The organism is Bradyrhizobium sp. 132, from assembly GCF_023074185.1.
GTDB lineage: Bacteria > Pseudomonadota > Alphaproteobacteria > Rhizobiales > Xanthobacteraceae > Bradyrhizobium.
Map to the genome: position 1 here is coordinate 89,980 of NZ_JADPKY010000097.1, position 24,016 is coordinate 113,995.

Annotated in this window: 20 protein-coding genes; 14 read left to right on the plus strand and 6 right to left on the minus strand. The window is 65.6% G+C overall.

All coding sequences use genetic code 11. The features are described 5' to 3' along the window. Positions 1-98 precede the first annotated feature (98 nt). On the minus strand, positions 99-1,394 hold the full coding sequence (locus tag IVA74_RS19150) for an N-acetylmuramoyl-L-alanine amidase (RefSeq protein ID WP_247347177.1): 1,296 nt from the start codon (positions 1,392-1,394) through the stop codon (positions 99-101). A 704-nt stretch (positions 1,395-2,098) separates the two neighbouring features. On the opposite strand from IVA74_RS19150, the gene IVA74_RS19155 reads away from it, so the two are divergent. Beyond that, positions 2,099-5,155, plus strand: a complete 3,057-nt coding sequence (locus IVA74_RS19155) for a ribonuclease E/G (protein WP_247347179.1) — start codon at positions 2,099-2,101, stop codon at positions 5,153-5,155. A 65-nt stretch (positions 5,156-5,220) separates the two neighbouring features. After that, positions 5,221-6,453, plus strand: a complete 1,233-nt coding sequence (locus IVA74_RS19160; RefSeq protein WP_247347181.1) for an FAD-binding oxidoreductase — start codon at positions 5,221-5,223, stop codon at positions 6,451-6,453. A 99-nt stretch (positions 6,454-6,552) separates the two neighbouring features. Here IVA74_RS19160 and IVA74_RS19165 read toward each other — a convergent pair whose 3' ends face one another. Further along, positions 6,553-7,389: a helix-turn-helix transcriptional regulator gene (locus tag IVA74_RS19165; protein ID WP_247347183.1), complete on the minus strand. Its 837-nt coding sequence runs from the start codon at positions 7,387-7,389 to the stop codon at positions 6,553-6,555. A 103-nt stretch (positions 7,390-7,492) separates the two neighbouring features. Between IVA74_RS19165 and IVA74_RS19170 the strand changes: the two genes are divergently transcribed. Next, positions 7,493-8,371 carry an SDR family oxidoreductase gene (locus IVA74_RS19170; RefSeq protein ID WP_247347185.1) on the plus strand — a complete coding sequence of 293 codons (879 nt, stop codon included), beginning with the start codon at positions 7,493-7,495 and terminating at the stop codon, positions 8,369-8,371. A gap of 35 nt (positions 8,372-8,406) precedes the next feature. On the opposite strand, the gene IVA74_RS19175 is transcribed toward IVA74_RS19170, so the two are convergent. The 3 genes from IVA74_RS19175 to IVA74_RS19185 form a co-directional block, all read right to left on the minus strand. Continuing rightward, on the minus strand, positions 8,407-9,741 hold the full coding sequence (locus IVA74_RS19175) for a dicarboxylate/amino acid:cation symporter (protein ID WP_247347187.1): 1,335 nt from the start codon (positions 9,739-9,741) through the stop codon (positions 8,407-8,409). 81 nt (positions 9,742-9,822) lie between these two features. Then, a complete protein-coding gene (locus tag IVA74_RS19180) occupies positions 9,823-10,377 on the minus strand; it encodes a biotin transporter BioY (RefSeq protein WP_247347232.1) in 555 nt (184 codons plus the stop codon). A 103-nt stretch (positions 10,378-10,480) separates the two neighbouring features. Continuing rightward, the gene (locus tag IVA74_RS19185) at positions 10,481-11,668 is read right to left on the minus strand and encodes an aminotransferase class I/II-fold pyridoxal phosphate-dependent enzyme (protein ID WP_247347189.1); all 1,188 of its coding nucleotides are present in this window, start codon (positions 11,666-11,668) and stop codon (positions 10,481-10,483) included. Between the two features lie 219 nt (positions 11,669-11,887). On the opposite strand from IVA74_RS19185, the gene IVA74_RS19190 reads away from it, so the two are divergent. The 10 genes from IVA74_RS19190 (at position 11,888) to aat (ending at position 21,744) form a co-directional block, all read left to right on the plus strand. Next, positions 11,888-13,291, plus strand: a complete 1,404-nt coding sequence (locus tag IVA74_RS19190; protein WP_247347191.1) for a M48 family metalloprotease — start codon at positions 11,888-11,890, stop codon at positions 13,289-13,291. 97 nt (positions 13,292-13,388) lie between these two features. Continuing rightward, on the plus strand, positions 13,389-14,156 hold the full coding sequence (locus IVA74_RS19195) for a DsbA family protein (RefSeq protein WP_247347192.1): 768 nt from the start codon (positions 13,389-13,391) through the stop codon (positions 14,154-14,156). 219 nt (positions 14,157-14,375) lie between these two features. Then, positions 14,376-15,185: a DUF1236 domain-containing protein gene (locus IVA74_RS19200; RefSeq protein ID WP_247347193.1), complete on the plus strand. Its 810-nt coding sequence runs from the start codon at positions 14,376-14,378 to the stop codon at positions 15,183-15,185. A gap of 259 nt (positions 15,186-15,444) precedes the next feature. Further along, on the plus strand, positions 15,445-15,912 hold the full coding sequence (gene aroQ / locus IVA74_RS19205; protein WP_247347194.1) for a type II 3-dehydroquinate dehydratase: 468 nt from the start codon (positions 15,445-15,447) through the stop codon (positions 15,910-15,912). A 37-nt stretch (positions 15,913-15,949) separates the two neighbouring features. Then, positions 15,950-16,438: an acetyl-CoA carboxylase biotin carboxyl carrier protein gene (gene accB / locus IVA74_RS19210; protein ID WP_247347195.1), complete on the plus strand. Its 489-nt coding sequence runs from the start codon at positions 15,950-15,952 to the stop codon at positions 16,436-16,438. 57 nt (positions 16,439-16,495) lie between these two features. Next, the gene (gene accC, locus IVA74_RS19215) at positions 16,496-17,854 is read left to right on the plus strand and encodes an acetyl-CoA carboxylase biotin carboxylase subunit (RefSeq protein ID WP_247347196.1); all 1,359 of its coding nucleotides are present in this window, start codon (positions 16,496-16,498) and stop codon (positions 17,852-17,854) included. 104 nt (positions 17,855-17,958) lie between these two features. After that, positions 17,959-19,476 (plus strand): CHASE3 domain-containing protein, encoded by a 1,518-nt coding sequence (locus IVA74_RS19220; protein ID WP_247347197.1) that lies wholly within the window; start codon positions 17,959-17,961, stop codon positions 19,474-19,476. Beyond that, entirely contained in the window at positions 19,473-19,913 is a 441-nt protein-coding gene (locus tag IVA74_RS19225) for a response regulator (RefSeq protein WP_247347201.1), read from the plus strand. Before IVA74_RS19220 ends, IVA74_RS19225 begins: the two co-directional genes overlap by 4 nt. Then, positions 19,910-21,013, plus strand: coding sequence for a histidine kinase dimerization/phosphoacceptor domain -containing protein (locus IVA74_RS19230; RefSeq protein ID WP_247347202.1), 1,104 nt, complete (start codon positions 19,910-19,912; stop codon positions 21,011-21,013). The genes IVA74_RS19225 and IVA74_RS19230 overlap by 4 nt, the downstream gene beginning before the upstream one ends. 50 nt (positions 21,014-21,063) lie before the next feature. Next, entirely contained in the window at positions 21,064-21,744 is a 681-nt protein-coding gene (aat, locus tag IVA74_RS19235) for a leucyl/phenylalanyl-tRNA--protein transferase (protein WP_247347203.1), read from the plus strand. A gap of 36 nt (positions 21,745-21,780) precedes the next feature. On the opposite strand, the gene IVA74_RS19240 is transcribed toward aat, so the two are convergent. Continuing rightward, on the minus strand, positions 21,781-22,827 hold the full coding sequence (locus tag IVA74_RS19240) for a DUF2155 domain-containing protein (protein WP_247347204.1): 1,047 nt from the start codon (positions 22,825-22,827) through the stop codon (positions 21,781-21,783). A 228-nt stretch (positions 22,828-23,055) separates the two neighbouring features. On the opposite strand from IVA74_RS19240, the gene IVA74_RS19245 reads away from it, so the two are divergent. Next, positions 23,056-24,003, plus strand: coding sequence for an alpha/beta hydrolase (locus IVA74_RS19245; RefSeq protein WP_247347205.1), 948 nt, complete (start codon positions 23,056-23,058; stop codon positions 24,001-24,003). The last annotated feature ends 13 nt before the right edge of the window (positions 24,004-24,016 follow it).

The following is a 24,016-nucleotide window of genomic DNA, read 5'->3' on the forward strand; positions in this document are numbered from 1 at the left end:
AACCCCCTGCGGCGTTTTTATAAAGCGCCCGCTGTGGCCAAACTAGGGCTTTTGCGGCGGGACGGAAAATCCCCTCTCAATTCGACGACCCCGGGTCGTCAATTTGACGATCCCGCGATGGCCATGCGCTTGGCCAGGAACCCGTCGATCGCCTGCGCCATCGAGCCCACGGCGCGCGACCGCCATCCCTCGGAGACCAGATGCTCGAGGTCGCCCTTGTTGGAGACGTAACCGATCTCGACCAGCACCGACGGCACATCGGGCGCCTTCAGCACCCGGAAGCCGGCCGACTTCAGGGGGTGCTTGTGCATCCGCACCGTCGACTTCATTTCGCCCATCAAGAGGCGGGCAAAGCGGCTTGAAAAGGTACGCGTTTCCCGCTGGGTAAGATCGATCAGGATGTCGGCAACATCGGTCGGCTCCTCCGCAAGGTTGAAGCCGGCGATGGCGTCCGCCCGGTTTTCCGCGTCCGCCAGCCGCTGCGCCTCGGCGTCGGAGGCCTTGTCCGACAGCGTGTAGATCGTGGCGCCCTGCGCATCGCCCTCGGCACGCGGCAGCGCGTCGGCATGGATAGAGACGAACAACGCCGCCTTGAGAGCGCGGGCGACTTTGACCCGGTCGTTAAGCGGGATGAAGGTGTCGTCGTCCCGCGTCATCACCACGCGATATTTGCCGGTCTTTTCCAGCCGCTCGCGCAGCGCCAGCCCAAACGCCAGCACCAGGTTCTTCTCGCTCTCGCCGCTCGACTGCGTGCCGTTGTCGAGGCCGCCATGGCCGGGATCGATCACGACCACCGCACGGCCATCGGCCTTCTGCTGCCCTGACTCAGGGGGGATGGATCCGGGAACCGTTGCGGGCGGCGGATCGGCAATTGCGGGCCGCAGCTCGGGACGGTTTTCCGGAGCGAGCGACGGCACGAAGGCGGCGCGATCGACCTCCTCCAGTTCGAGCACCAGCCGGGCTGGTTGACCGTTGGCGGCCTCCACCACATAGGAATTGGCGATCTTGGCCGGGCCCGCCAGGTCGAACACGATTCGCGAGCCGCCGGGCATCACCAGCCCGTAGCGGAAAGCCTTGACCAGTCCGCGTCCCCCGGCCCCGGTGCCTGCGGGGAGTTGAAAATTGACCTGGGGGACGTCGACCACCACCCGATACGGGTCAGCCAACGTGATGGCGCGGAAGGTAACGGTCTGGTCGATGTCAAGGATAAAGCGAGTCTGCTTGCCGTCACCGGCCAGCCGGGCGGCCGAGGCGATTGGGAAATTCGCTGATGCAACAGAGGATTGGGGCTGGCTTTCCGCCGCCTTCAGGCGCGAGGAATCAGCACACGGCAATGCCGCGGCGCAGAGCAGCGCGCATCCCAGCAAAAACCTTTGATTTGCGCGGCTCGCCACCGATTCCGTGCCTCCGAGCAGCCTCTTTAACGCAATAGAACCACAGGGTTAAACGATCCTTAATGACGGGCACGCGAAACTCGCTGACTGTGACCGCCGTGCGACGCTCCTTGCACGGATGACCCAATCCACGTATGTACGGAATGCTGACGGCCGATATTTCCGGTTGTGTCGCATTCAGCCTCCCGGTGCAGCGCCGGAACTCTCAAGGTTTGGGAATTCCAGCGTTTTTCCGTTCTCCTCTAAGTCCAGCGCGGTGCGCGGCAGCGAGGTGGGGCGGGGCAAGCCCCGGCGGCGGACGGTCCCCGGTTACCACCACGTTTCCGGGACGGTTCTGACAGCGGCGCAACCCGTTACCCGGTCCCTTAATCTCAAGGGAGCGGTTCGTATACCCTAAGGCGAGCGCGCTCGCGCCATGCCTGGCCAGCAGCAACTGATTGAGGGGCGGCCCCGCCGCCCAATGTTTCATACGGGCCGACGCTTGATGCGCCAGACTGTGCCGACCAATTCTGAAGGACCATTCGCGACGCTGCGGAGTAACAATCCCGCGCGCCGCTTCGGTCCTTCGGCTTCCGGTTCGGCAAGGCGCGAGAGACGGCGTTTCGGCCTTCCCCTCACCCCCGAATCAGGTGGACCGTCGCGTCACCCGGCAGCGCTGATGGCGCCCACGGTGAATCGCGCCCGCCGCCGCCGAGAGTTAAGACATGCCCAACAAGATGTTGATCGATGCCACCCACCCGGAAGAGACCCGGGTCGTCGTGGTCCGCGGCAATCGCGTCGAAGAGTTTGATTTCGAGACCGCACAACGCAAGCAACTGCGCGGGAACATCTACCTCGCCAAAGTCACGAGGGTCGAACCCTCGCTCCAGGCCGCCTTCATCGAATATGGCGGCAACCGCCACGGCTTCCTCGCGTTCAGCGAAATCCATCCCGATTACTACCAGATCCCGGTTGCCGACCGGCAGGCGCTGATCGAAGCCGAGGAGCAGGCCCACCGCGAGGCCGAGGAAGAGAGCGAGAACCGTTCCCACGGCCGCCGACGCTCGCGCCACCGCAACTCCCGCCGCCGGAGCCAGGGCGAACGCGTCCGCAGCGACGTCGTCGAAGGCGCCGATCCCGCAGCCCAGCCGCTCCAGGGCGAGGCCCTGCCCGAGGGCGCTTCGCACGAGGGCGAGCACCTGCACGCCGGCGCGGAGCATCACGGCGAGCACGAAGGCCACGATCATCACGAACATCACGATCATGACCACGAAGGGCATGATCACGACCACGATCATCATGCTCATGGCGACGATCATCACGCCCATGACCATGACGACCATGGTCATCACGGCGAACACGATGATCACGACCATGATCATGACGACGAGACGCCGGCGCCTGTTGCGGCGATCGGTGCCGAGCCCGTGGTCGCCACCGAGGCCGTTGCCGAGCAGCAGGCGGCTGCCTTCGAAGCACACGCCGACAATCTCGCCGAGGCCGTAACGTCGGCCGCCGAACCGGCCGACGCCGTGTACGCCGCCGGCGAGAGCGCCGAGGCTCCGCATCACGAATCCGACGCGGCGGGCGAGGACGACGACGACGAAGACGACGAGGAAGCCGAAGAGGACGTCGTTGAATCCGTCGGCGGCGACGATGTGCTGGAGGAAGTGCCGGAGCGCACCTTCCGTCCGCGCCGCCAGTACAAGATCCAGGAAGTCATCAAGCGCCGCCAGGTGATGCTGGTGCAGGTCGTCAAGGAAGAGCGCGGCAACAAGGGCGCGGCGCTGACGACCTACCTCTCGCTCGCCGGCCGCTACGCCGTATTGATGCCGAACACCGCGCGCGGCGGCGGCATCAGCCGCAAGATCACCAGCGCGCAGGACCGTTCGCGCCTGAAGGAAGTGGTGCAGGATCTCGACGTGCCCGAGGGCATGGGAATCATTCTGCGCACGGCGGGTGCCGCCCGCACCAAGCCCGAGATCAAGCGCGATTTCGAGTACCTGATCCGGATGTGGGAGACGGTGCGCGACATGACGCTGAAGTCGCAGGCCCCCACCCTCGTCTACGAGGAAGGCTCGCTGATCAAGCGCTCGCTGCGCGACCTCTACAACAAGGAGATCGACGAGATCTCAGTTGCCGGTGAATCCGGTTACCGCGAAGCGCGCGACTTCATGAAGATGCTGATGCCCGCCAATGTGAGCGCGGTGAGGCAGTATCGCGACGGCCAGCCGTTGTTCTCGCGCATGGGCGTCGAAAGCCAGCTCGACGCGATGTTCTCGCCGACCGTGCAGCTGCGCTCCGGCGGCTACATCGTGATCAACCAGACCGAAGCGCTGGTTTCGATCGACGTCAACTCCGGACGCTCGACGCGCGAGCATCATATTGAGGACACCGCGCTCAAGACCAATCTCGAGGCCTCCGAAGAGGTCGCGCGTCAGCTTCGGCTGCGCGACCTCGCCGGCCTGATCGTCATCGACTTCATCGACATGGACGAGAAGCGCAACAATCGCGCGGTCGAACGCAAGCTGTCCGATTGCCTCCGGCAGGACCGCGCGCGCATCCAGGTCGGACGCATCTCGCATTTCGGCCTGCTCGAGATGTCGCGCCAGCGCATCCGCGCCAGCGTGCTGGAATCCTCGACCGATCCCTGCACGCATTGCGGTGGCACCGGCCATGTGCGCTCGGTGTCCTCGGTTGCGCTCCAGTTGCTGCGCGGCCTCGAAGAGATTCTGATGAAGGGCGCGACCCACAATCTCGTGGTCCGCACCCGCACCGACGTCGCGCTCTACGTGCTGAACCACAAGCGCGGCCATCTGCGCGACCTCGAGAACGGCTTCAAGGTCACGTTGTCGGTCATCGCCGACGCGAGCGTCAGCGGACCACAGGCCTATGTCATCGACCGCGGCGAGCAGGTGCATACGCTGGAAGCGGCCAAGGCTCTGCTGGCGGCGCAGGCGGCCGCAAGCCCGCCGCCCCTGGTCGAAGAGGCCTATGACGACGAGGAGTTCGATCCGGAGACCGAATCCGAGGTCGAGACCGAGGAGACCGAAGGTCTCGTCGAAGAGCAAACCGCAGGCGACGCCGCGTCCGAGCAGGACAGCCAGCGCCGCAAGCGTCGCCGTCGCCGCCGCGGCCGCGGTGGCCAGCGCGACGAGGAGACGCGCGAGGATGGCGCTCCCGCTGTTGCCGAGACGGCCGTAGCGGCCGGCGAAGGCGAAGAGGAAGTCGAGGCCGAGCAGGACGGCGAGGAAGGCGAGGAGCAGGCAGCCCGTGGCGAGCAACAGGCCAGCGCCGACCGCCGCCGCCGGCGTGGTCGCCGTGGCGGACGACGCCGGCGCGGTCCTGGCGAGGAAGGTCTCGCCGGCTCCATTGGCGACGAACTCGCCGCCAATGCGCCGTCGGAAGCGACCGACGCGGTTGCGGATTTCGACGGTTTTGGCGGCGAGGCTGCGCCCTCGATCGCGCAGGCCGAGCACACCTCGGAGCCGCAGGTCACCCAGCCAGAGCCGCGCGCCGAGGCACGGATCGCCCAGCCTGAGCCGGCTCCTGCTGCCGCGGACGAAGAGCACGCCGACGACAAGGCCGCACGACGCCGTTCTACGGTTCGGGAAAAAGTGAGCTTCGGGTCAAGCAGCCCGAGTGAGCCGGCACCGGTTGCGCAGGCAGCCGAGCCGGTTGCCCCGCCGGCTCCGGAGCCCGCACCGGAAGCAGAAAGTCAAACATCGTCCGCACCGCGTCGCGCCGGTTGGTGGTCGCGCCGCTTCGGCGGCGGCGAATAAAGCGAACAAGACTGTTGAAACCGCCCGGCCAAACCGGGCGGTTTCGATTTGGCGAGGTCATTCCGATGCAAAGCGCGATCGTACTTGGCGGCGGCATGATCGGCGTTAGCGCGGCACTGCACCTCCAGCAGCGCGGCTGGTCCGTTACGCTGGTGGATCGCAGGGAGCCGGGCCGCGAAACCAGCTACGGCAATGCCGGGATGATCCAGGCGGAAGCGGTCCGCCCCTATCCGATGCCGCGCGACATCGCCTCGCTCCTGAAGATCGCCACGGGCCGCACCAACGACGTGCGCTACAGCTTGTCGTCGCTTCATCTCCATATCGAGCCCCTGCTCCGTTACTGGTGGCATTCGGCGCCGAAGCGGCATCGCGAGGCGACCGACGCCTGGGCGCGGCTGATCGCCTACGCGACGGTGGAGCACGACATCCTCATTCGCGAAGCCCATGCCGACAATCTGATCCGCCGGGCGGGATACCGCCATCTGCATCGCGACGCTGCATCGTTCGATCTCGCCGTCAAATCGGCGGAAGAAGACCAGCGCGAATTCGGCGTGAGATTTCGTGCGCTCTCGGGCGCCGAGCTCGCCAAGGCCGAACCGGTCCTGCGCGACGATTTGCCCGGTGCGATCCATTGGCTCGACACCTGGACCGTGTCAGATCCCGGCGCGCTGGTCACGGCCTATGCCGAACTGTTCGAGCGCCTCGGCGGCAGCATCGTGCTCGGTGATGCCCAGAGCTTGCAGCAGACCGCCACCGGCTGGTCGGTCGATACGGATCAGGGACGCATCGATGCCGCCCACGCCGTCGTGACGCTCGGGCCGTGGTCGCCCGATCTGCTGCACAAATTCGGTTATCGCATTCCGCTGGTCCGCAAGCGCGGCTACCACATGCATTACAGCGGCGGCGCGTCGCTCGATCTGCCGCTGGTCGACAAGGCCGGTGGCTACGCCATGGGTCCGATGGCCAAGGGCATCCGCATCACCACCGGCGCGGAGCTGACCGGCCTGGACGCGCTCGCAACGCCCGTGCAGCTCGCCAGCGCCGAAGCCTCCGCGCGCGAGCTGATCGACCTCGGCAAACGCGTCGAGCCCGATCCGTGGTTCGGCACCCGCCCCTGCACGCCCGACATGCTGCCGGTGCTCGGGCCTGCCCCACGCCATCCCGGCCTCTGGATGAACTTTGGCCACGGCCACCAGGGTTTTACGCTGGGCCCCGCAACCGGACGATTGCTCGCCGAAATGATGAGCGGCGAAACGCCGGCGATTGATCCGACGCCTTACCGGCCGGAGCGGTTCTAACCTTCGGTGCTCGCGGCGACGACCGCGAGCCGGCCGTCCCATTCGCGTGGGGCGCGCTGACGGATCAGCCGCATGGTCGGATACCAGGGGCTGTCCTCGTCAGTCGACCAGCCCGGCGAGCAGCTTTTTGATCCGCTCGGCATCTTCGGGTGCCGCCGGGTTGTAGACGATCATGCTGAGATCGGAGCGGCCCTCGACATTGAAGCTCGAATATTCGAACGACATGGTGCCGTGAACTGGGTGCCGCAGCCGCTTGGTGCCGTCGCCATGATGGCGTACGTCGTTGTCGCGCCACAGCGCCGCGAATTCCGGACTGGTGCGGCAGAGCTCATCGACGAAATCGGCGACATGCGAGACCGCGCCCGCCCGCGCGGCATCGGCCCTGAAGGCTGCCACCACGAACCGCGCCACGCTGTCCCAGTCATGATTTGCTGCGCGCACCCGGGGATCGCAGAAGATGAAGCGCAGGATGTTGCGCTGTCCCGGCGGGATCGCGCCGTAGTCGGTCAGCACCACGCTTGCGGCACGATTCCAGGCGACGACATCCCAGGTCGCGGTCCGCACCAGCGCCGGGCTGACTTCGAGTGCGTCGAGCACGCGCTGCAGCCGCGGCGAGACGCCTTCGCTCGCCTGGTAACGCACCTCAGGCGGTCGGCCGAGGCCGATCAGGAACAGATGCTCGCGCTCGACATCGGTCAGCATCAGCGCACGCGCGATGCGGTCGAGCACGTCGGCCGACGGCGCGCCGCCGCGGCCCTGCTCCAGCCATGTGTACCAGGTCGGGCTGATATTGGCGCGCTGAGCCACCTCCTCGCGGCGCAGCCCGGGCGTACGCCTGCGGCTGCCGGCGAACCCGAACGCGGCGGCATCGAGCCGGGTGCGGCGGTCTCTAAGGTAGGTCCCCAAAAGGTTCTCAGCTGTCGCGGTCTCGCTCATCCTGTTAGCTCTTATACCCTGATAATCTCACTACTTTACCCGGATAAACCTAGCGCAGATGGTCGTCTCCACCAACCTCTCAAAGGTTTCTTGGAGATTACTCATGCGTGTTTTCGTCACCGGCGCCACCGGCTTCGTCGGCTCCGCCGTGGTTCGGGACCTGATCGCCGCCGGCCATCGCGTTACCGGCCTTGCCCGCAGCGACACCGGCGCAGCCGCCCTCGCCGCGATGGGCGCCGAGGTCCATCGCGGGTCGCTGGAGGACCATACGTCCCTGCGCAGCGGCGCCGCTGCTTCGGACGGCGTCCTGCACCTCGGCTTCAACCACGACTTCTCGAAGTTTCTGGACAATTGCGAGCTCGACCGCCGCGCGATCCTGGCGATCGGCGAGGAGCTCAACGGCTCTGATCGTCCGCTCATCGTCACCTCCGGCGTCGCGCTGCTCGCCCCCGGCCGCCTCGCGACCGAGGACGACGAGTCCGCGCACGGCTTTCCACGCCTGTCGGAATCGACTGCGTTGTCGCTGACCGGCGTCCGCGCAGCCGTGGTTCGTCTTCCGCCGTCCACCCATGGCGAGGGCGATCACGGCTTCGTCCCGATCCTCATCAACCTTGCGCGTCAGAAAGGCGTGTCAGCCTATGTCGGCGACGGCCGCAACCGCTGGCCCGCCGCGCATCGCTTCGATGCCGCGCGCGTCTATCGGCTGGCGCTGGAGCAAGGCGCAACCACGAAGCACTATCACGCGATCGCGGAGGAAGGCGTGCCGTTCAAGGCGATTGCGGAGGTGATCGGCCGACGGCTCGGCGTGCCCGTCGTGTCCAAATCGCCGGAGGAAGCGGCCGCGCATTTCGGCTGGTTCGCACAGTTCGTGGGCATCGACGTTCCGACCTCGAGCGCGAAGACGCGTGCTGCTCTCGGCTGGACGCCGAAAGAAAAAGGGCTGATCGAGGATCTCGACCAGCCCTGTTATTTCGCGACCTGACGGCGCAGCTAGCGCCGTCACAGGCAACCAGCAAATCAGTCCGTCGTGACAGCCGTTTCCATGTCGGTCGGATCGATCTGCCTGGCGAGGTTGGCGTTGAGCTTGTCGCGATCGAGTTCGCCCTCCCACCAGGCGACGATCACGCAGGCCACGCCGTTGCCGCACAGATTGGTCAGCGCGCGGCACTCGCTCATGAACTTGTCGATGCCGAGCACGATCGCCATGCCCGGCACGAGGCGCGGATCGACCACGGCGAGCGTTGCCGCCAGCGTGATGAAGCCCGCGCCGGTGATACCGGAGGCCCCCTTCGAGGTCAGCATCGCCACCACCAGGATCGTCAGCTGCTGGCCGAAGGTGAGATCGAAACCCAGCGCCTGCGCGATGAACAGCGTCGCCAGCGTCATGTAGATGTTGGTGCCGTCGAGATTGAACGAATAGCCCGTGGGCACCACGAGGCCGACCACCGACTTCGAGCAGCCGAGGCGCTCGAGCTTTTCCATCAAGGACGGCAACGCGCTTTCCGAGGACGAGGTGCCGAGCACAATCAGCAGCTCGTCCTTGATGTAGGCGAGGAACTTGAAGATGGAGAAGCCCGCGAAGCGCGCGATGGTACCGAGCACGACGAACACGAACAGCGCCGCGGTCAGGTAGAACGTCGCGATCAGGCCGACCAGGTTGAGGATCGCCCCGGTGCCGAACTTGCCGATGGTGTAGGCCATCGCGCCGAAGGCGCCGATCGGCGCCGCGCGCATCACGATGGAGATGACTCCGAACACCGCATGCGCGGCGTCGTCGATGAAGCTGCGGATGGTGTGACCGCGCTCGCCGAGCCCCATGATGGCGAAGCCGAACAGCACCGAGAACAGCAGCACCTGCAGGATCTCGCCTTGCGCGAAGGCGCCGACGACGGTGTCCGGAATGATATGCAGCACGAAGTCGACCGACCTCTGGCCTTCGGCCTGCTTGGCGTAGTTGGCGACGGCCTGCGCGTTGGCCGCGGCGCTGCCGAAGCCCGCACCCGGCTTCACCAGATTGCCGATGATGAGTCCGATCACCAGCGCGAAGGTCGAGACGATCTCGAAATAGACCAGCGCCTTGACGCCGATGCGGCCGACCTTCTTGGCGTCTTGAATATGTGCGATGCCCGAGACCACGGTGCAGAAGATGATCGGCGCGATCACCATCTTGATCAGTTTGATGAAGCCGTCGCCGAGCGCCTTGACCCATTCGTTGGTGGCGATTGACGGCCAAAGCCAGCCGACGATGGCGCCGAGCACGATCGCGATCAGCACCTGGACATAGAGAACCTTGTACCACGGCTTGGCGGCGGGCGGCACGACCGGCGCCCCCGCCATCGTTGTCGTCGTCATGTTTCACTCCCCCTCAACTCAGAGCCAGCCAAGATCAACTTGGCCGGCCCTGTCAATTGGAACTGCTCGCTATTGCGCGTATTACCGGCGATCGACGACCCGGCGTATCGCCGGCATCAACGTCGCGCCAAGCGCGTTCTTGACCAGCGAGGCCGCAACGAACGGCAGCAGGCCGACCTGCCACGCCTTCGCGGCGCCCAGGCCGAGGCCGAAGGCCAGCCAGCCAAAGCCCGCGGCCAGAATGAGGATGTGGCCCACGGCCATGGCCGCAAACAGCAGCACCACGCTGCGGTCCCAACCGCGCTCGGCGAGCCAGCCGGTGACGAAGGCAGCGCCAATGAAGCCGAACAAATAGCCCGCGGTCGGGCCGACCAGCGGTGCAATTCCACCGACCGGACCGGCGAATACCGGCAGGCCCATCGCCCCCTCAGCGAGGTAGGCAACCATGGTTGCGCTGCCAAGCCGCCAGCCATAGGCGGCACCGATCATCAACACGACCAGCGTCTGCAATGTCATGGGCACGTAAGGCAGCGGCAGGTTCACCTTGGCGGACAGCGCCATCAAGCCGGTGCCGAGCGCAATCAGCACGAGCGCGCGACGTGCGCCGACGGCTTCACCCGGCCGGGTCGGCCACATCAATGCGGCGAGAGAAGAATGAGAAGTGGCGGTGGACGGGACGGAACGGTCAGACAAAATTGAACTCCGGAGGCTGTCGAAGAAGGCTGTCGAAAACTCGCGGCTATTTAAGCCAGTGAGCGATCCGGTCAACTGCTTCCCGCATCTCCTCTGCCGAACGCGCATAAGAGAGGCGTATGAATGAACGACCGTGGATGGGATCGAAGTCGAGGCCTGGCGTGACCGCGACGTGCGCCTGCTCCAGCATCTGCTTGGCGAACTCGAAACCGTCGGAGGTGAAGTCCGAGACGTCCGCATAGAGATAGAATGCGCCGTCGGCCGGCAGAAACCTGGTCAGGCCGGCCTTGGGCAATCCCTCGATCAGGATGCGCCGGTTTTCCTGATAGCCGTGCTTGATCTCCTCCATCTCGGCCGCGCCGTCGAAGGCAGCCTCGGCCGCGATCTGCGACAGCGACGGCACCGAGATCGACAAGTTCTGCTGGAGCCGCTCGATCGGCCGCACCAGAATTTCGGGCACGACCATCCAGCCAACACGCCAGCCCGTCATGCAAAAATACTTCGAGAAGGAGTTGATCACGAGTGCGCGGTCCGACAGCGCTGCCGCCGTCACCGCGGGAAACGCATAGTCGAGCCCGTGATAGATCTCATCCGAGATGAAACGGATGCTCGCGTCTTCCGCCGCCGCGATCAGGCCAGCGAGCGCCTCGCGGGACATCATCGTCCCGGTCGGATTGGCGGGGCTGCCGACCAGCACGCCCTTCAGCGGCGCCTTGCGGTGGGCGGCCAGCAAGGCCTCGCCGGTCAGCGCATGGCGCGTCTCGTTCGTGGTCTCGATCAGCACCGGCTCGCAGCCGAGCGCGGTGAGGATATGACGGTATGGCGGATAGCCCGGCACCGTCACGGCGACGCGGTCGCCGGGCTCGAACATCGCCAGGAAAGCCAAAATGAACCCGCCGGAGGAGCCCGTGGTCACCACGACCCGCTCGGGGCTGACGTCACAGCCATAGGCGTCGCGATAGTGTCGCGCGATGCGCTCGCGCAGGCTGGGGATGCCGAGCGCGGAGGTATAATCGATCCGACCCGCATCGAGCGCCGCATGGGCGGCCGCAATCGCGGTCTTCGGCGCGCCGGCGGCGGGCTGGCCGACCTCCATGTGGATGACGTGGCCCCCGGCCGCCTCGATTCGGGCCGCCGCGGCCATGACGTCCATGACCATGAACGGGGGAACATCGCTGCGGCGGGAGGGCTCGAGCCACTGCCCCAACCGGTTCCTCAATGTCGCATCGTTCATCGATTTCTGCTATTCGCTGGCGGACTGGTCCGTCCCGTCCGGAAACGGGGCGCTTGCGCCCCAGACTGGCCGCATTGTACGGCTCATAAGGGGTAAGGCGCACAAGGGCATATCGCGTATCCGGTCCGCCGCCAATCGACAAAACCAATCACGAAGCTCCTTGACCAAGAATGCTTGACCAAGGCTGCTTGAACAAGTCCGTTTGACCCAGACCGCTTGATGTTGCTCCAGATCGCATTGCGCAAGAAGGCCACCGTTCTCACCGCCCTCGTCACGGCGGCTGCGATTGCGCTGCTGCCGTTGCCGGCCGCGCAGGCGCAGATGAAGGGGCCGCCGGTGCTGCGCGACACCGAGACCGAACAGCTCCTGCGCGAATACACGCGCCCGATCCTGCGCGTCGCCGGTCTGGAGAAGCAGAACATCCAGATGGTGATCGTCAACGAGGGCTCGTTCAACGCGTTCGTCGCCGATGGTCGCCGCATCTTCGTCAATTACGGTGCGATCCTTCAGTCGGAGACGCCGAACCAGATCATCGGCGTGCTCGCGCACGAGACCGGGCATCTGGCCGGCGGCCATCTGTCCAAGCTGCGCGAGCAGCTCGCCAACGCCCAGACCCAGATGATCATCGCGATGCTGCTCGGCGCCGGTGCGATGGTCGCAGGCAGCACACGCGGCAGCGGCAGCGCCGGCAACAATGGGCTGGCCAATGCCGGCGCGGCGGCGATCGCCGGACCGCAGGAGATGATCCGCCGTACGCTGCTGTCCTATCAGCGTCAGCAGGAGGAGAACGCCGACCGCGCCGGCGTGAAATTCCTGACTGCGACCCAGCAATCGCCGAAGGGCATGTACGAGACCTTCAAGCGCTTCACCAGCGAGAGCCTGTTCGCGGCACGCGGCACCGATCCCTATCTCCAGTCGCACCCGATGCCCGCAGAGCGCGTCGCTGCACTCCAGCAATTCGCCAGCGCCAGCCCCTATTGGGACAAGAAGGACGATCCCGCGCTCCAGCTCCGCCACGACATGGTGCGCGCCAAGATCTCCGCCTTCATGGAGCGGCCCGAGACGGTCTACCGCCGCTATCCCCAGACGAACGACAGCATGCCGGCGCGCTATGCCCGCGCCATCAGCACCTATCTCCACGGGGATTTGCGCAGCGCGCTCGCCCAGATCGACGCGTTGATCCAGGTCCAGCCCAACAATGCGTATTTTTACGAGGTGCGCGGCCAGGCCCTGCTGGAAGGTGGCAAGCCGGCCGAGGCGATTCCCGCCCTGCGCAAGGCTGTCGCACTCTCGAACAACGCGCCCCTCATCGAGATGTTACTTGGGCAGGCGCTGGTTGGGTCCGATAATAAAGCCTACACCGATGACGCCGTTCGGATTCTCAGGAGCGCGGTGGCACGGGAACCGGAGGCCCAGCTCGGCTACATGCAGCTCGCGATGGCCTATGGCCGGAAGGGAGACTATGCCGAGGCGGATCTGGCGTCGGCACAGGCCGCTTATCTGCGCGGCGACAACAAGACCGCCCGCGAGCTTGCGACGCGCGCGAAAACCCGTTTCGCCGTCGGCACGCCCGGATGGGTCAAGGCCGACGACATCGTGGCGTCAAAACCGTCGCGCAACTAAATCGACCAAGCTACGCCTTACACCACCACGTCACGACACCGAGCTTAAGTCAGCCGGGACGTTTTCCGAAACCTGCTTTGGATAAGAGGATTTGCCTATGCCTTCGCTGCGCCTGCTTGCTCCCGCGCTGTTCGCGCTCGCCCTGTTCGGCGCGGCCGCGCCCGCGTCGGCCGACAGCTTCTCCGATGCCCAGCGCACCGACATCGAGGCGATCATCAAGAACTACCTCGTCACTCATCCCGAGGTGCTCGAGGAGGCGATGACCGAGCTCACCAAGCGCCAAGCCACGGCCGAGACGCAGAAGCACGAGGCCAGCATCGCGCAGAATTCCGATGCGATCTTCAACTCGCCGCGCCAGGTCGTGCTCGGCAACAAGGACGGCGACGTCACCTTCGTCGAGTTCTTCGACTACAATTGCGGCTACTGCAAGCGCGCCATGGGCGACATGCTCGACCTCATGAAGGCCGATCCGAAGCTGAAGGTCGTGCTGAAGGAGTTTCCGGTGCTGAGCCAGGGCTCGGTCGAAGCAGCCCAGGTCGCGGTCGCGGTGCGCATGCAGGATCCCTCCGGCAAGAAATATCTCGATTTCCATCAGAAGCTGCTCGGCGGCCGTGGCGCGGCCGACAAGGCGCGCGCGCTTCAGGCGGCCAAGGAAGCCGGTCTCGACACCGCCAAGATCGAGAAGGACATCGGCAGCGCCGAGGTGCGCACCACCATCGAGGAGAACTTCAAGCTCGCGGAAGCGATGGGCATGAATGGCACGCCGAGCTATGTGATCGGCAAGCAGATCGTTGTTGGCGCCATCGGTGTCGAGGGCCTCAAGGAAAAGATCGGCATTGCCCGCTGCGGCAAGGCGACTTGCTGAGCGCGCATTTACAACGACACGATGAGAAAAGGCCGGCTGATGAGCCGGCTTTTTTTGTTGGCACTGCTTTCATCGCGAACGTGGCGCGAATCCGACGTACGCGTTCATCTCGCGTTTAGGAAACAAATGCCCCGGAACCCCCGATGTTCCGGAACAACTCAAATCTCCTTTCGTTGTCGGCGCGGGCAATGACGCAAAGAGACACGTGAGGAGAATTCTATGTCTAACCGCTTTATGATCTCGGTTGCCGCGCTCGCGCTGGTCGCGGGCACGGGTCTGGCAAACGCACAGGGCACCACGAACCGCGACAGCGGTGGTGGCGCCGGTGGTGCGCAGATGCAGCATTCGCAGCCTTCCGGCGGCGCCGCCGAGCGCGGCGGTTCGATGGGCCGCGAGTCGACCCAGGAGAAGGGCACCGTTGGCCAGGCCGGCGGCTCCAGCAGCATGAAGTCCGGCACGTCCGCGGAGGAGAAGTCCTCGGGTGCGACCAAGGACGAGCATTCGGGCCGCGAGATGAACAAGAACGCGGCTGAGGACAAGGCCGGCGCGACCAAGGGCCAGCGCACCGACGAACGCGCGCAGGACAAGTCCCAGCAGGACAAGTCCAAGAGCACCATGGACAAATCGCAGACCGACAAATCCCAGATGGATAAGTCCAAGAGCACGGAGACGGACACCAAGAGCGGCAACATGAACGCCCAGACCAAGGGCGCGGAGACCAAGGGCGCGGACAGCAAGTCGCAGACCACGACCGGTAACGCCTCCGCCACCGCCTCCGCACCGCCTCCCGAGAAGCGGAGCCAGATCTCGACGGCCATCAAGTCGACCAAGATCGAAGAGACCACGAACGTCAACTTCAACATTTCGGTCGGCACGGCCGTCCCGGCGTCCGTCCGATTCCACCCGCTGCCGCCCCAGATCGTGGAAATCTATCCGGAATGGCGCGGCTACGATGTGATCTTGGTGCACGGCAAGTACGTCATCGTCCGTCCCCAGACGCGTGAGATCGTGTACATCATCGAAGGCTAAGCCACTTCGCTGAAGCCCAAAGTGAGCCCTTGCCGAGCGATCGGCAGGGGCTTCTGCTCTATTGGCTGGCTTCTGCCCATGGGCCCTCCCGGCAGCCATGCTTTGGACTGGTTAACAAGCAATTTCCGTAGCTTCCGCACAGGTTTTTGCACCCCGGATGAGGTATCTGAAGCCCCCTGGGAGGTCCTTCAAGGCTTCCCCTCACGCGCTTTGTTACCTATAACCCCCGCCACGCCGAAGCACCTCTTGCGGGATTGGAATGGCCGAACCAGCAACCGACACGATCCTTGTTCTGAACGGGCCGAACCTCAACATGTTGGGGACGCGGGAGCCCGAGAAGTACGGCCATGCGACGCTGGCCGACGTCGAGGCGCTGTGCCGGGAGACGGCGGCGACGTTCGGCCTCAAGGCCGACTGCCGGCAGTCCAACCGCGAAGGTGAGCTGATCGACTTCATCCACGAGGCGCATGGGCGCAAGATGAAGGGCATCATCATCAATGCCGGCGGCTATTCACACACCTCGATCGCGCTGCACGACGCGCTGCTCGCGGTGCAGATCCCGACGGTCGAAGTGCACGTGACCAACATCCACGCCCGCGAGAGCTTCCGTCACCACTCCTACACCGCGCGCGCGGCCTTCGCCTCGCTCTGCGGTTTCGGCATCGAGGGCTACCGCCTCGCCATCCAGGGCCTTGCCGCCAAGCTCGGCATCACGCCCAAAGCCTGACGCTCCCTCTTCACACAGAACATTCGGATCAAACAACATGGCGCGCCAGCCAGACGACAAAGCAGCCGCAAAGTTTTCCAGCGAGGATTCCGCCCTCGTCCGCGAGCTCGCTTTGCTGCTCGATGAGACCAGCCTCACCGAGATCGAGATCGAGCGTTCCGGCCTGCGCCTGCGCGTCGCCCGCAACGTCAGCGTCGCTGCGACCATGCCGATGCAGATGGCAGCCGCCCCCGCCGCCCTCCAGGCGGCCGCAGCTGTCACCGCGCCAGCCGCTGCCGACCTGTCGAAGCATCCCGGCGCCGTGACCTCGCCGATGGTCGGCACCGCCTATTGGGCGCCGGAGCCCGGCGCCAAGCCGTTCATCGAGGTCGGCAGCAAGGTCGCGGTCGGCCAGACGCTGCTGATCATCGAAGCCATGAAGACCATGAACCAGATCCCCTCGCCGCGCGCCGGCACGGTGACGCAGATCGTGATCGAAGACGGCCAGCCGGTCGAGTACGGCGAGCCGCTCGTCATCATTGAGTGACGGTCGAGGCCAACAAAGCCCTCGCCGCTTCCCGCGCGCCAGTCCCTTAAGGACACCATGTTCGACAAGATCCTCATAGCCAATCGCGGCGAGATCGCCCTTCGCATCCTGCGCGCCTGCAAGGAGCTCGGGATCGCGACCGTCGCCGTGCACTCCACCGCCGATGCCGATGCCATGCATGTGCGCCTGTCGGACGAGAGCGTGTGCATCGGGCCACCGGCGTCCAAGGACAGCTACCTCAACGTGCCCGCGCTGCTCGCGGCCTGCGAGATCACCGGCGCCGATGCCGTGCATCCCGGCTACGGTTTCCTCTCGGAGAACGCGCGCTTCGCGGAGATCCTCTCCGAGCACAATCTGCATTTCATCGGCCCGAAGGCCGAGCACATCCGCCTGATGGGCGACAAGATCGAAGCCAAGAGGACTGCCAGGAAGCTCGGCATTCCCGTGGTGCCCGGTTCCGACGGAGGCGTCGGCCCCAACGACGACGCGATGGCAATCGCCAGGAAGATCGGCTTCCCGGTGCTCGTGAAGGCCGCAGCCGGCGGCGGCGGCCGCGGCATGAAGGTGGCGCAGAGCGAGGGCGACCTTCAGATGGCGCTGTCGACGGCCGCCAACGAGGCCAAATCCGCCTTTGGCGATGCCTCCGTCTACCTCGAAAAATATCTCCAGAAGCCGCGCCACATCGAAATCCAGATCCTCGGCGACGGCCGCGGCGGTGCGATCCATCTCGGCGAACGCGACTGCTCGCTGCAGCGGCGCCACCAGAAGGTCTGGGAGGAAGGCCCCTCGCCCGTGCTGGCCGCGGCAGCGCGCGCCAAGATCGGCGAGACCTGCGCCAAGGCGATGCGCGAGATGAAATATCTCGGCGTCGGCACCATCGAATTCCTGTTCGAGGACGGCGAGTTCTACTTCATCGAGATGAACACCCGCATCCAGGTCGAGCATCCCGTCACCGAGAGCATCACCGACATCGACCTGGTGCTCGAGCAGATCCGCATCGCCGCCGGCGGCGACCTGCCGGCGAGGCAGGAAGAGGTTCAGGTCATCGGCCACGCGATCGAGTGCCGCATCAACGCCGAGAATCCGCAGACCTTCCGTCCTTCGCCCGGCCGCATCACGCAATATCACCCACCCGGGGGGCTCGGTGTGCGCATCGATTCCGCGGTCTATCAGGGCTACACGATCCCGCCTTATTACGACTCGCTCGTCGGCAAGCTGATCGTGCACGGCAAGACCCGCGGCGAGTGCCTGATGCGACTGCGCCGGGCGCTGGACGAGATGGTGGTCGAGGGCATCGAGACCACCCTGCCGCTGTTCCGCGCGCTGGTCCGCGAAGACGACATCATCAACGGCGACTACCACATCCATTGGCTGGAACAGTATCTCGCCGGCAAGACGGAACCCGGCCGGCAATAATCCGCCTCCCATGGAACCCTTTCCCCCCGATCGCGTTCTGGTCGGCGGGGACAGTTCCGAGGGGGCGTTTTGAATTCCGCTAAACCTGATCAGGCGAGACCGTCGTGATCGCTGAAGCGCAGCGACGGCGTGCATTTTGGCAGATCCTGCTGTTCTCGGCGGGCCTTGTGGTGCTGACCGTGATCAGCGCCGGCTCGGTCTACCTCGTCAACAAGGCGAGAGACGACAGCAAATGGGTGGTTCACACCATCGAGGCGGAGAACCAGATCAACACGCTCCTGCTGGAAATCCGGCGCGCCGAGAGCGCAGCCCGTGGCTACCTTCTGACGCAAGCGGCGGATTTCCAGGCCGACCATGACAAGGCCGTGGCAGCAATCATCCCGGCGCTCGACAAGCTCACGCGCCTGACGGGCGACAATCCGGCGCAACGCGAAAGCATCGAGAGGCTCAGCGCGGCGATCGAGACCCGGCTCGGCCAGTTCGTGCAGGAGATGGATTTCGTCCGCCAGGGTGAGCCCGAGAAGGCCGCAGCGCTGGTCCGCAAGCTCGCCTCCACCGACGCCACGGCCGCGATCGCCAACGTCGCGTCGGAAATGATTTTGGAAGAAGAACGGCTGTTCCGGCTCCGAACGGTCAACTCGGACCGCAGCCAGTCCCTCGCCGCGTCGATGACCGGCATTGGCTCCGGCCTCGTCGTGCTGCTGGCCCTGATCTCGATCTGGCTGGTGCGGCGCTCGGCCCGCGCCCGTGACGACGCCGAGGCGCGCCTGCGCGATGCCAATGTCAATCTGGAGACCATCGTCGACGAACGCACGGCCGATCTGCGCGAAGCCAACAACGAGATCCAGCGCTTTGCCTATATCGTCAGCCACGATCTGCGCTCGCCACTCGTCAACATCATGGGCTTCACCAGCGAACTCGAAGAACTCGGCGGCGACATTTTCCGCCGTATCGGCGGCCTCACCCATGTTCCGGCCAACGGGCCGCCGCTGACTGGTGGCGAGATCGCGCTCGAAGGCCCCGACAAGCAGCTTTCAGCGGATTTCTCCGAAGCGCTGAGCTTCATCAAGTCGTCGATCGCCAAGATGGACCGCCTGATCTCGGCGATCCTCAATCTCACCCGCGAGGGCCGGCGTGAGTTCCAGCCGGAAAAGATCGACACGCGCAGGCTGATCGAAGCGATCGTGTCGACGCTGGCGCATCAGGCCGCCGAAGCACAGGCCGAGATCCACATCGCGTCCCTGCCGGATCTGGTCAGCGACCGCCTCGCGCTGGAGCAGATCTTCTCCAATCTGATCGACAACGCCATCAAATATCTCAAGCCCGGCGTCCCCGGCGAGATCAGAATCCGCGGGCGTACCAAGCTCGGCTACGCTATCTTCGAGATCAGCGATAACGGCCGCGGGATTGATCCGAAGGATCACCAGCGGATATTCGACCTGTTTCGCCGCGCGGGAACCCAGGACAAGCCCGGTCAGGGCATCGGTCTCGCGCATGTGCGTGCACTTGTGCGTCGCCTTGGCGGCACCATGTCGGTATCATCGGAACTGAATACGGGCAGTAGCTTCACCATCACGCTGCCCATCTCCTGGAACGCCAGCAACCGGAACGCGGATCAATGACTCAACCCGTCAGCATCATCATGATCGAGGACGACGAGGGACATGCGCGACTGATCGAGCGGAACATCCGCCGCTCCGGCGTCAACAACGAGATCATCTCCTTCGCCAACGGTACGGACGCGGTGAAGCACCTGTTCGGGGCCGACGGCAGCGGGCTCGTGCAGAAGGGCAATGCACTCCTGATCTTGCTCGATCTCAACCTCCCCGACATGACCGGGATCGACATCCTGAAGCAGATCAAGGAGAACAAATATCTGAAGGCCTCGCCCGTGGTGGTGCTGACCACCACCGACGATTCCCAGGAAATCAAGCGCTGCTACGAGCTCGGCTGCAACGTTTACATCACCAAGCCCGTGAACTACGAGAATTTCGCCAATGCCATCCGGCAGCTCGGCTTGTTCTTCTCGGTCATCCAGGTCCCGTCCGCCGCCTCATGAACCAGCGCACGCCAACACTGCTCTACATCGACGACGACGGCGCGCTGGCGCGCCTGGTCGATCGCGGCCTGACACGGCGCGGCTACAAGGTCCTTCATGCCGCAAGCGGTGAGGAAGGCCTCGAGCTCATCCGCCGCGCGGGGACGACCGGCGGCATCGACGTCGTCGCGCTCGACCAGTACATGCCCGGCCTCGACGGGCTGGAGACGCTGGAGCAGATCATGGCGATCCCCGGCGCACCCCCCGTGATGTTCGTCACGGCCTCGCAGGATTCCAGCATCGCGGTGACGGCGCTGAAGGCGGGCGCGGCCGATTATCTCGTCAAGGACGTCAAGGGCGACTTCATCCCCCTGCTTCACGTCGCGGCCGAGGGCGCGCTGCGCCAGGCCGAATTGCAGAAGGCGCGCGAGGAGGCCGAAGCCGAGATCCATGCCTCGCGCGACCGCTACGCAGCGCTGGCCGCCGAACGCGAACTGCTGCTGCGCGAGGTCAACCACCGCGTCGGCAACTCGCTCCAGATCATCGCCTCGCTGCTGCATCTACAGGCAAGCTCCGCCGCGCAGGACGAGGTCAAGGCGGCGTTGACCAATGCGATGGGCCGCGTCGCCGCGGTCGCGCAGGTGCACCGCCGCCTCTACACCTCGCAAGACCTGAAGAGCGTGGTGCTGAACCAGTATCTGGACTCGCTGCTCGAGGATCTCCGCCGCTCGGCCGAAGGCGACCGGATGTCGCGCCTGACGCTGAAGGCCGAACCGGTCGAGATCGATCCGGACCGTGCGGTCGCCGTCGGCATCATCGTCAACGAGCTGGTGATGAACGCGGTGAAATACGCCTATCCTGACGGCGCCGGCCCGATCCATGTCGAGCTGACCTCGCAGGGCGACGATCTGCTGCTGGCGATCAGGGATGACGGCGTCGGCGACAACGTCAAGGCCGATCCGCGCTCCACCGGCATGGGCCAGCGCATCGTCGCAGCCATGGCCACCAAGCTCGACGCTTCGGTCGAGCGCGACCCCACCCATTCCGGAACCCGCATCATGTTGAGGTTCCGCCGTGTGCCCGCGGGCCCCGTCAAGCCCAATACTGCCGCAGCGAGCTGACCCGCACCGCCCATCGCAACCGCATTGCGATCCTGCTATTGTCGCGAGCCATGACTTCGCGCGACTCTGCCCCGTCTGAAATCACGCCAGCCGTACTGCTGCGCGCCTATGCCTGCGGCATCTTTCCGATGGCCGAAAGCGCCGACGATCCGACCCTGTTCTGGGTCGAGCCGGAGTTGCGCGGCGTCATCCCGCTCGAGGGATTTCGCGTGGCCTCGCGGCTCGCGCGCACCGTGCGTTCGGATTCGTTCCGCGTGACCGTCAACACTGCGTTCAAGGCCACGATCGCGGGCTGCGCCGCGCCGCAGGCCGGGCGCGAGGACACCTGGATCAACAAGCGCATCCGCGACCTCTATGGCGGCCTGTACGAGCTTGGCCATTGCCACAGCGTCGAGGCCTGGCAGGGCGAGGACCTCGTCGGCGGGCTTTACGGCGTCAGCCTGGGGCGGGCCTTTTTCGGCGAGAGCATGTTCCACAGCGCGCGCGATGCCTCGAAGGTCGCGCTGGTGCATCTGGTCGCGCGGCTGATCCATGGCGGCTTCGAACTGCTCGACACCCAATACGTCACCGAGCATTTGAAGAGTTTTGGTGCGGCCGAGATTTCGCGGCGGCGCTACACCGCGCTGCTCGACAAGGCGCTCGCGGGCGAGCCTGGCGATTTCCTGAAGCTCTCCGCCGGTGAAGCGATCCCGGGCGCACGCGCGCTCGAGATCATCGCCTCACGGCAATAATCAGGGATATCACCGGCCGAATCCGGGGGATTTGGCCTAGCGGCCAAACCCCGGGATACCGAACAGACCCGGCCGCTGCTCGGGCGGCGGAGGTGGCGGCGGTGCCGGTTGCTGCTGCTGAATCGGCGGCAACGGCTGCGGCGGACGCTGCTGCACCTGCTTGGGCGCGGACTTCTTCTGCGCGGGCGGCGGCGGCGCAGCCGGCTTGGTGCCGGGATCCGGCGCCGCGGTCGCGATGGTCTGCTGCGGCTCTTTGCAGTCGGTGAGCCAGATGTCGTAGATCGGGTGCTCGACGCCGTGCAGGCCCGGACTTGCCGCGTACATCCAGCCCGAGAAGATGCGCTTCACCTCGCCCTGCAAGGTGATCTCGTCGACCTCGACGAAGGCGTCGGTGTTGGCGGCCTCCGTCGCCGGCCGCGTGTAGCAGGCGTCGGTTTTGACGCGCAGCGCGCCGAACTGCACGGTCTCGCCGATATCCTCGTCGAAATTGATGATGCGGCCGGTGATTTTGTCGAGGCCGGAGAAAGTCGCTTTCTTGTTCACGATCTTCTGGGCCGGCGGTTCGGTGACGACCTCGTCGCCCGGCTGCAGGGTCGCCGGCGTCTGCGGCACAGTACCACCCGGTCCGCCCTTCTGCTGCGGCTGGCGCTGACCGGGCGCGCCCGGCTGCAGGGCGCCTTGCGGATTGGGCGGAGCGACCGCAACGGACGGCGGCTGGTTTGGCGGAGCGGCGGCCGAGCCAGGGGGCGGCGCCAGGGGTTGGGTCTCGACCGGCCCCGGCATCACATTACCCTGCCGGCCCGGCGGCGGCATCGGGCGCGACGGCAGCACACGGCCCTGCGGCGGCAGCTCCGGCACCTCTTCATCGTCATCGGGGATCTGCTGCTGCGGCTGAGGCTGGCCACGCGGAATGTTGCCGGGCGGTCGCAGCGGCGGCGGATCGGAAAAGATCGTGCCGATTTGCGCCTGAGCCGGCGTCGCAGCCGTCAGTGCGGTGGCGGCCAGAAGCGCCGCAAGACCTGTCAGGGTAAAGGTTCGAAACATCTCGCGCGGCTTCAACAGCGAATCGGGCTTGCTGGACATTCTACAGGGGATACCGCCGCTCGCAGGCCATCCGGTTAACACGGCGAATACGGCGGGGGAAGGGCGGCATCCCTGCCCTTCCCGGCCCGGTCTGGCCAGATCGGCCCCCGGATGGGATAGTCCGAACGCCCCTTGCCCGGGCCAAGGCGGCGGCGTCCCCGAAGAGGCGGCACCGCTCCCCGAAAACGACATCCAACGATCGCTGGAAACCCGTAAGGTCGCTTCCCCATGCCTGTTGTGCTCGATCCCGACGCCGCCGCCGTCTACACGGCCTTTCAGGAGGCGGGCCGCCCCGCCTACGAGACCCTGACCGCTCCGGAAGCGCGCGCCTATTACACGCAGGCGCGCTTTGCGACCAATCCCGAGCCACCGGAACTTGCGCGCGTCACGCCGCTGGCGATCCCGGCACCGCACGGAACGATCCCGGTCCGCATCTACGTTCCGAAAGACCCGCGCCGGCATGACGGCTTGTCCCCGGCGCTGGTGTTCTTCCATGGCGGCGGCTGGGTGATCGGCGATCTCGACTCCCACGACGTCGTCTGCCGCCAGCTCGCGGTCGAAGCGGCGCTGATCGTGATTTCGGTCGACTACCGCCTCGCGCCCGAACACAAATTTCCCGCCGCAGCCGATGACGCGATCGCCGCGACCAAATGGATCGCCGCCAACGCCCGCGAGCTCGGCGTCGACGCCGCGCGCCTGTCGATCGGCGGCGACAGCGCCGGCGGCAATCTCGCCGCAGTCGTCGCGCTTGCTGCGCGAGACGGCAACGGCCCCGCGATCGCGGGCCAGGTGTTGATTTACCCTGCCGTCGATTTCGCCATGACGCACGGCTCGCACAGCGAGCCCGAGACCAGCGTGCTGCTGACGCATTCGGTAATCCGCTGGTTCCGCGACCATTATCTCAATGGCGCCGCCGACGTCGACGATTGGCGCGCCTCGCCGGCGCGCGCGCAAAACCTTGGCGGCCTGCCGCCGACCTATGTGCTGACCGCCGGCGCCGATCCGCTGCGCGACGAAGGCGACGAATATGCCGAGCGCCTCAGGCAAGCCGGCGTGCCCGTCGCCACCAAGCACTATCCCGGCCAATTCCACGGCTTCTTCACGATGGGCAAATTGCTGCGCGAGGCCAATGTCGCCGTGAGCGAGATCGGCGCGTGGCTGAAGGGATTGGGCTGACGCCGCCTCCCGC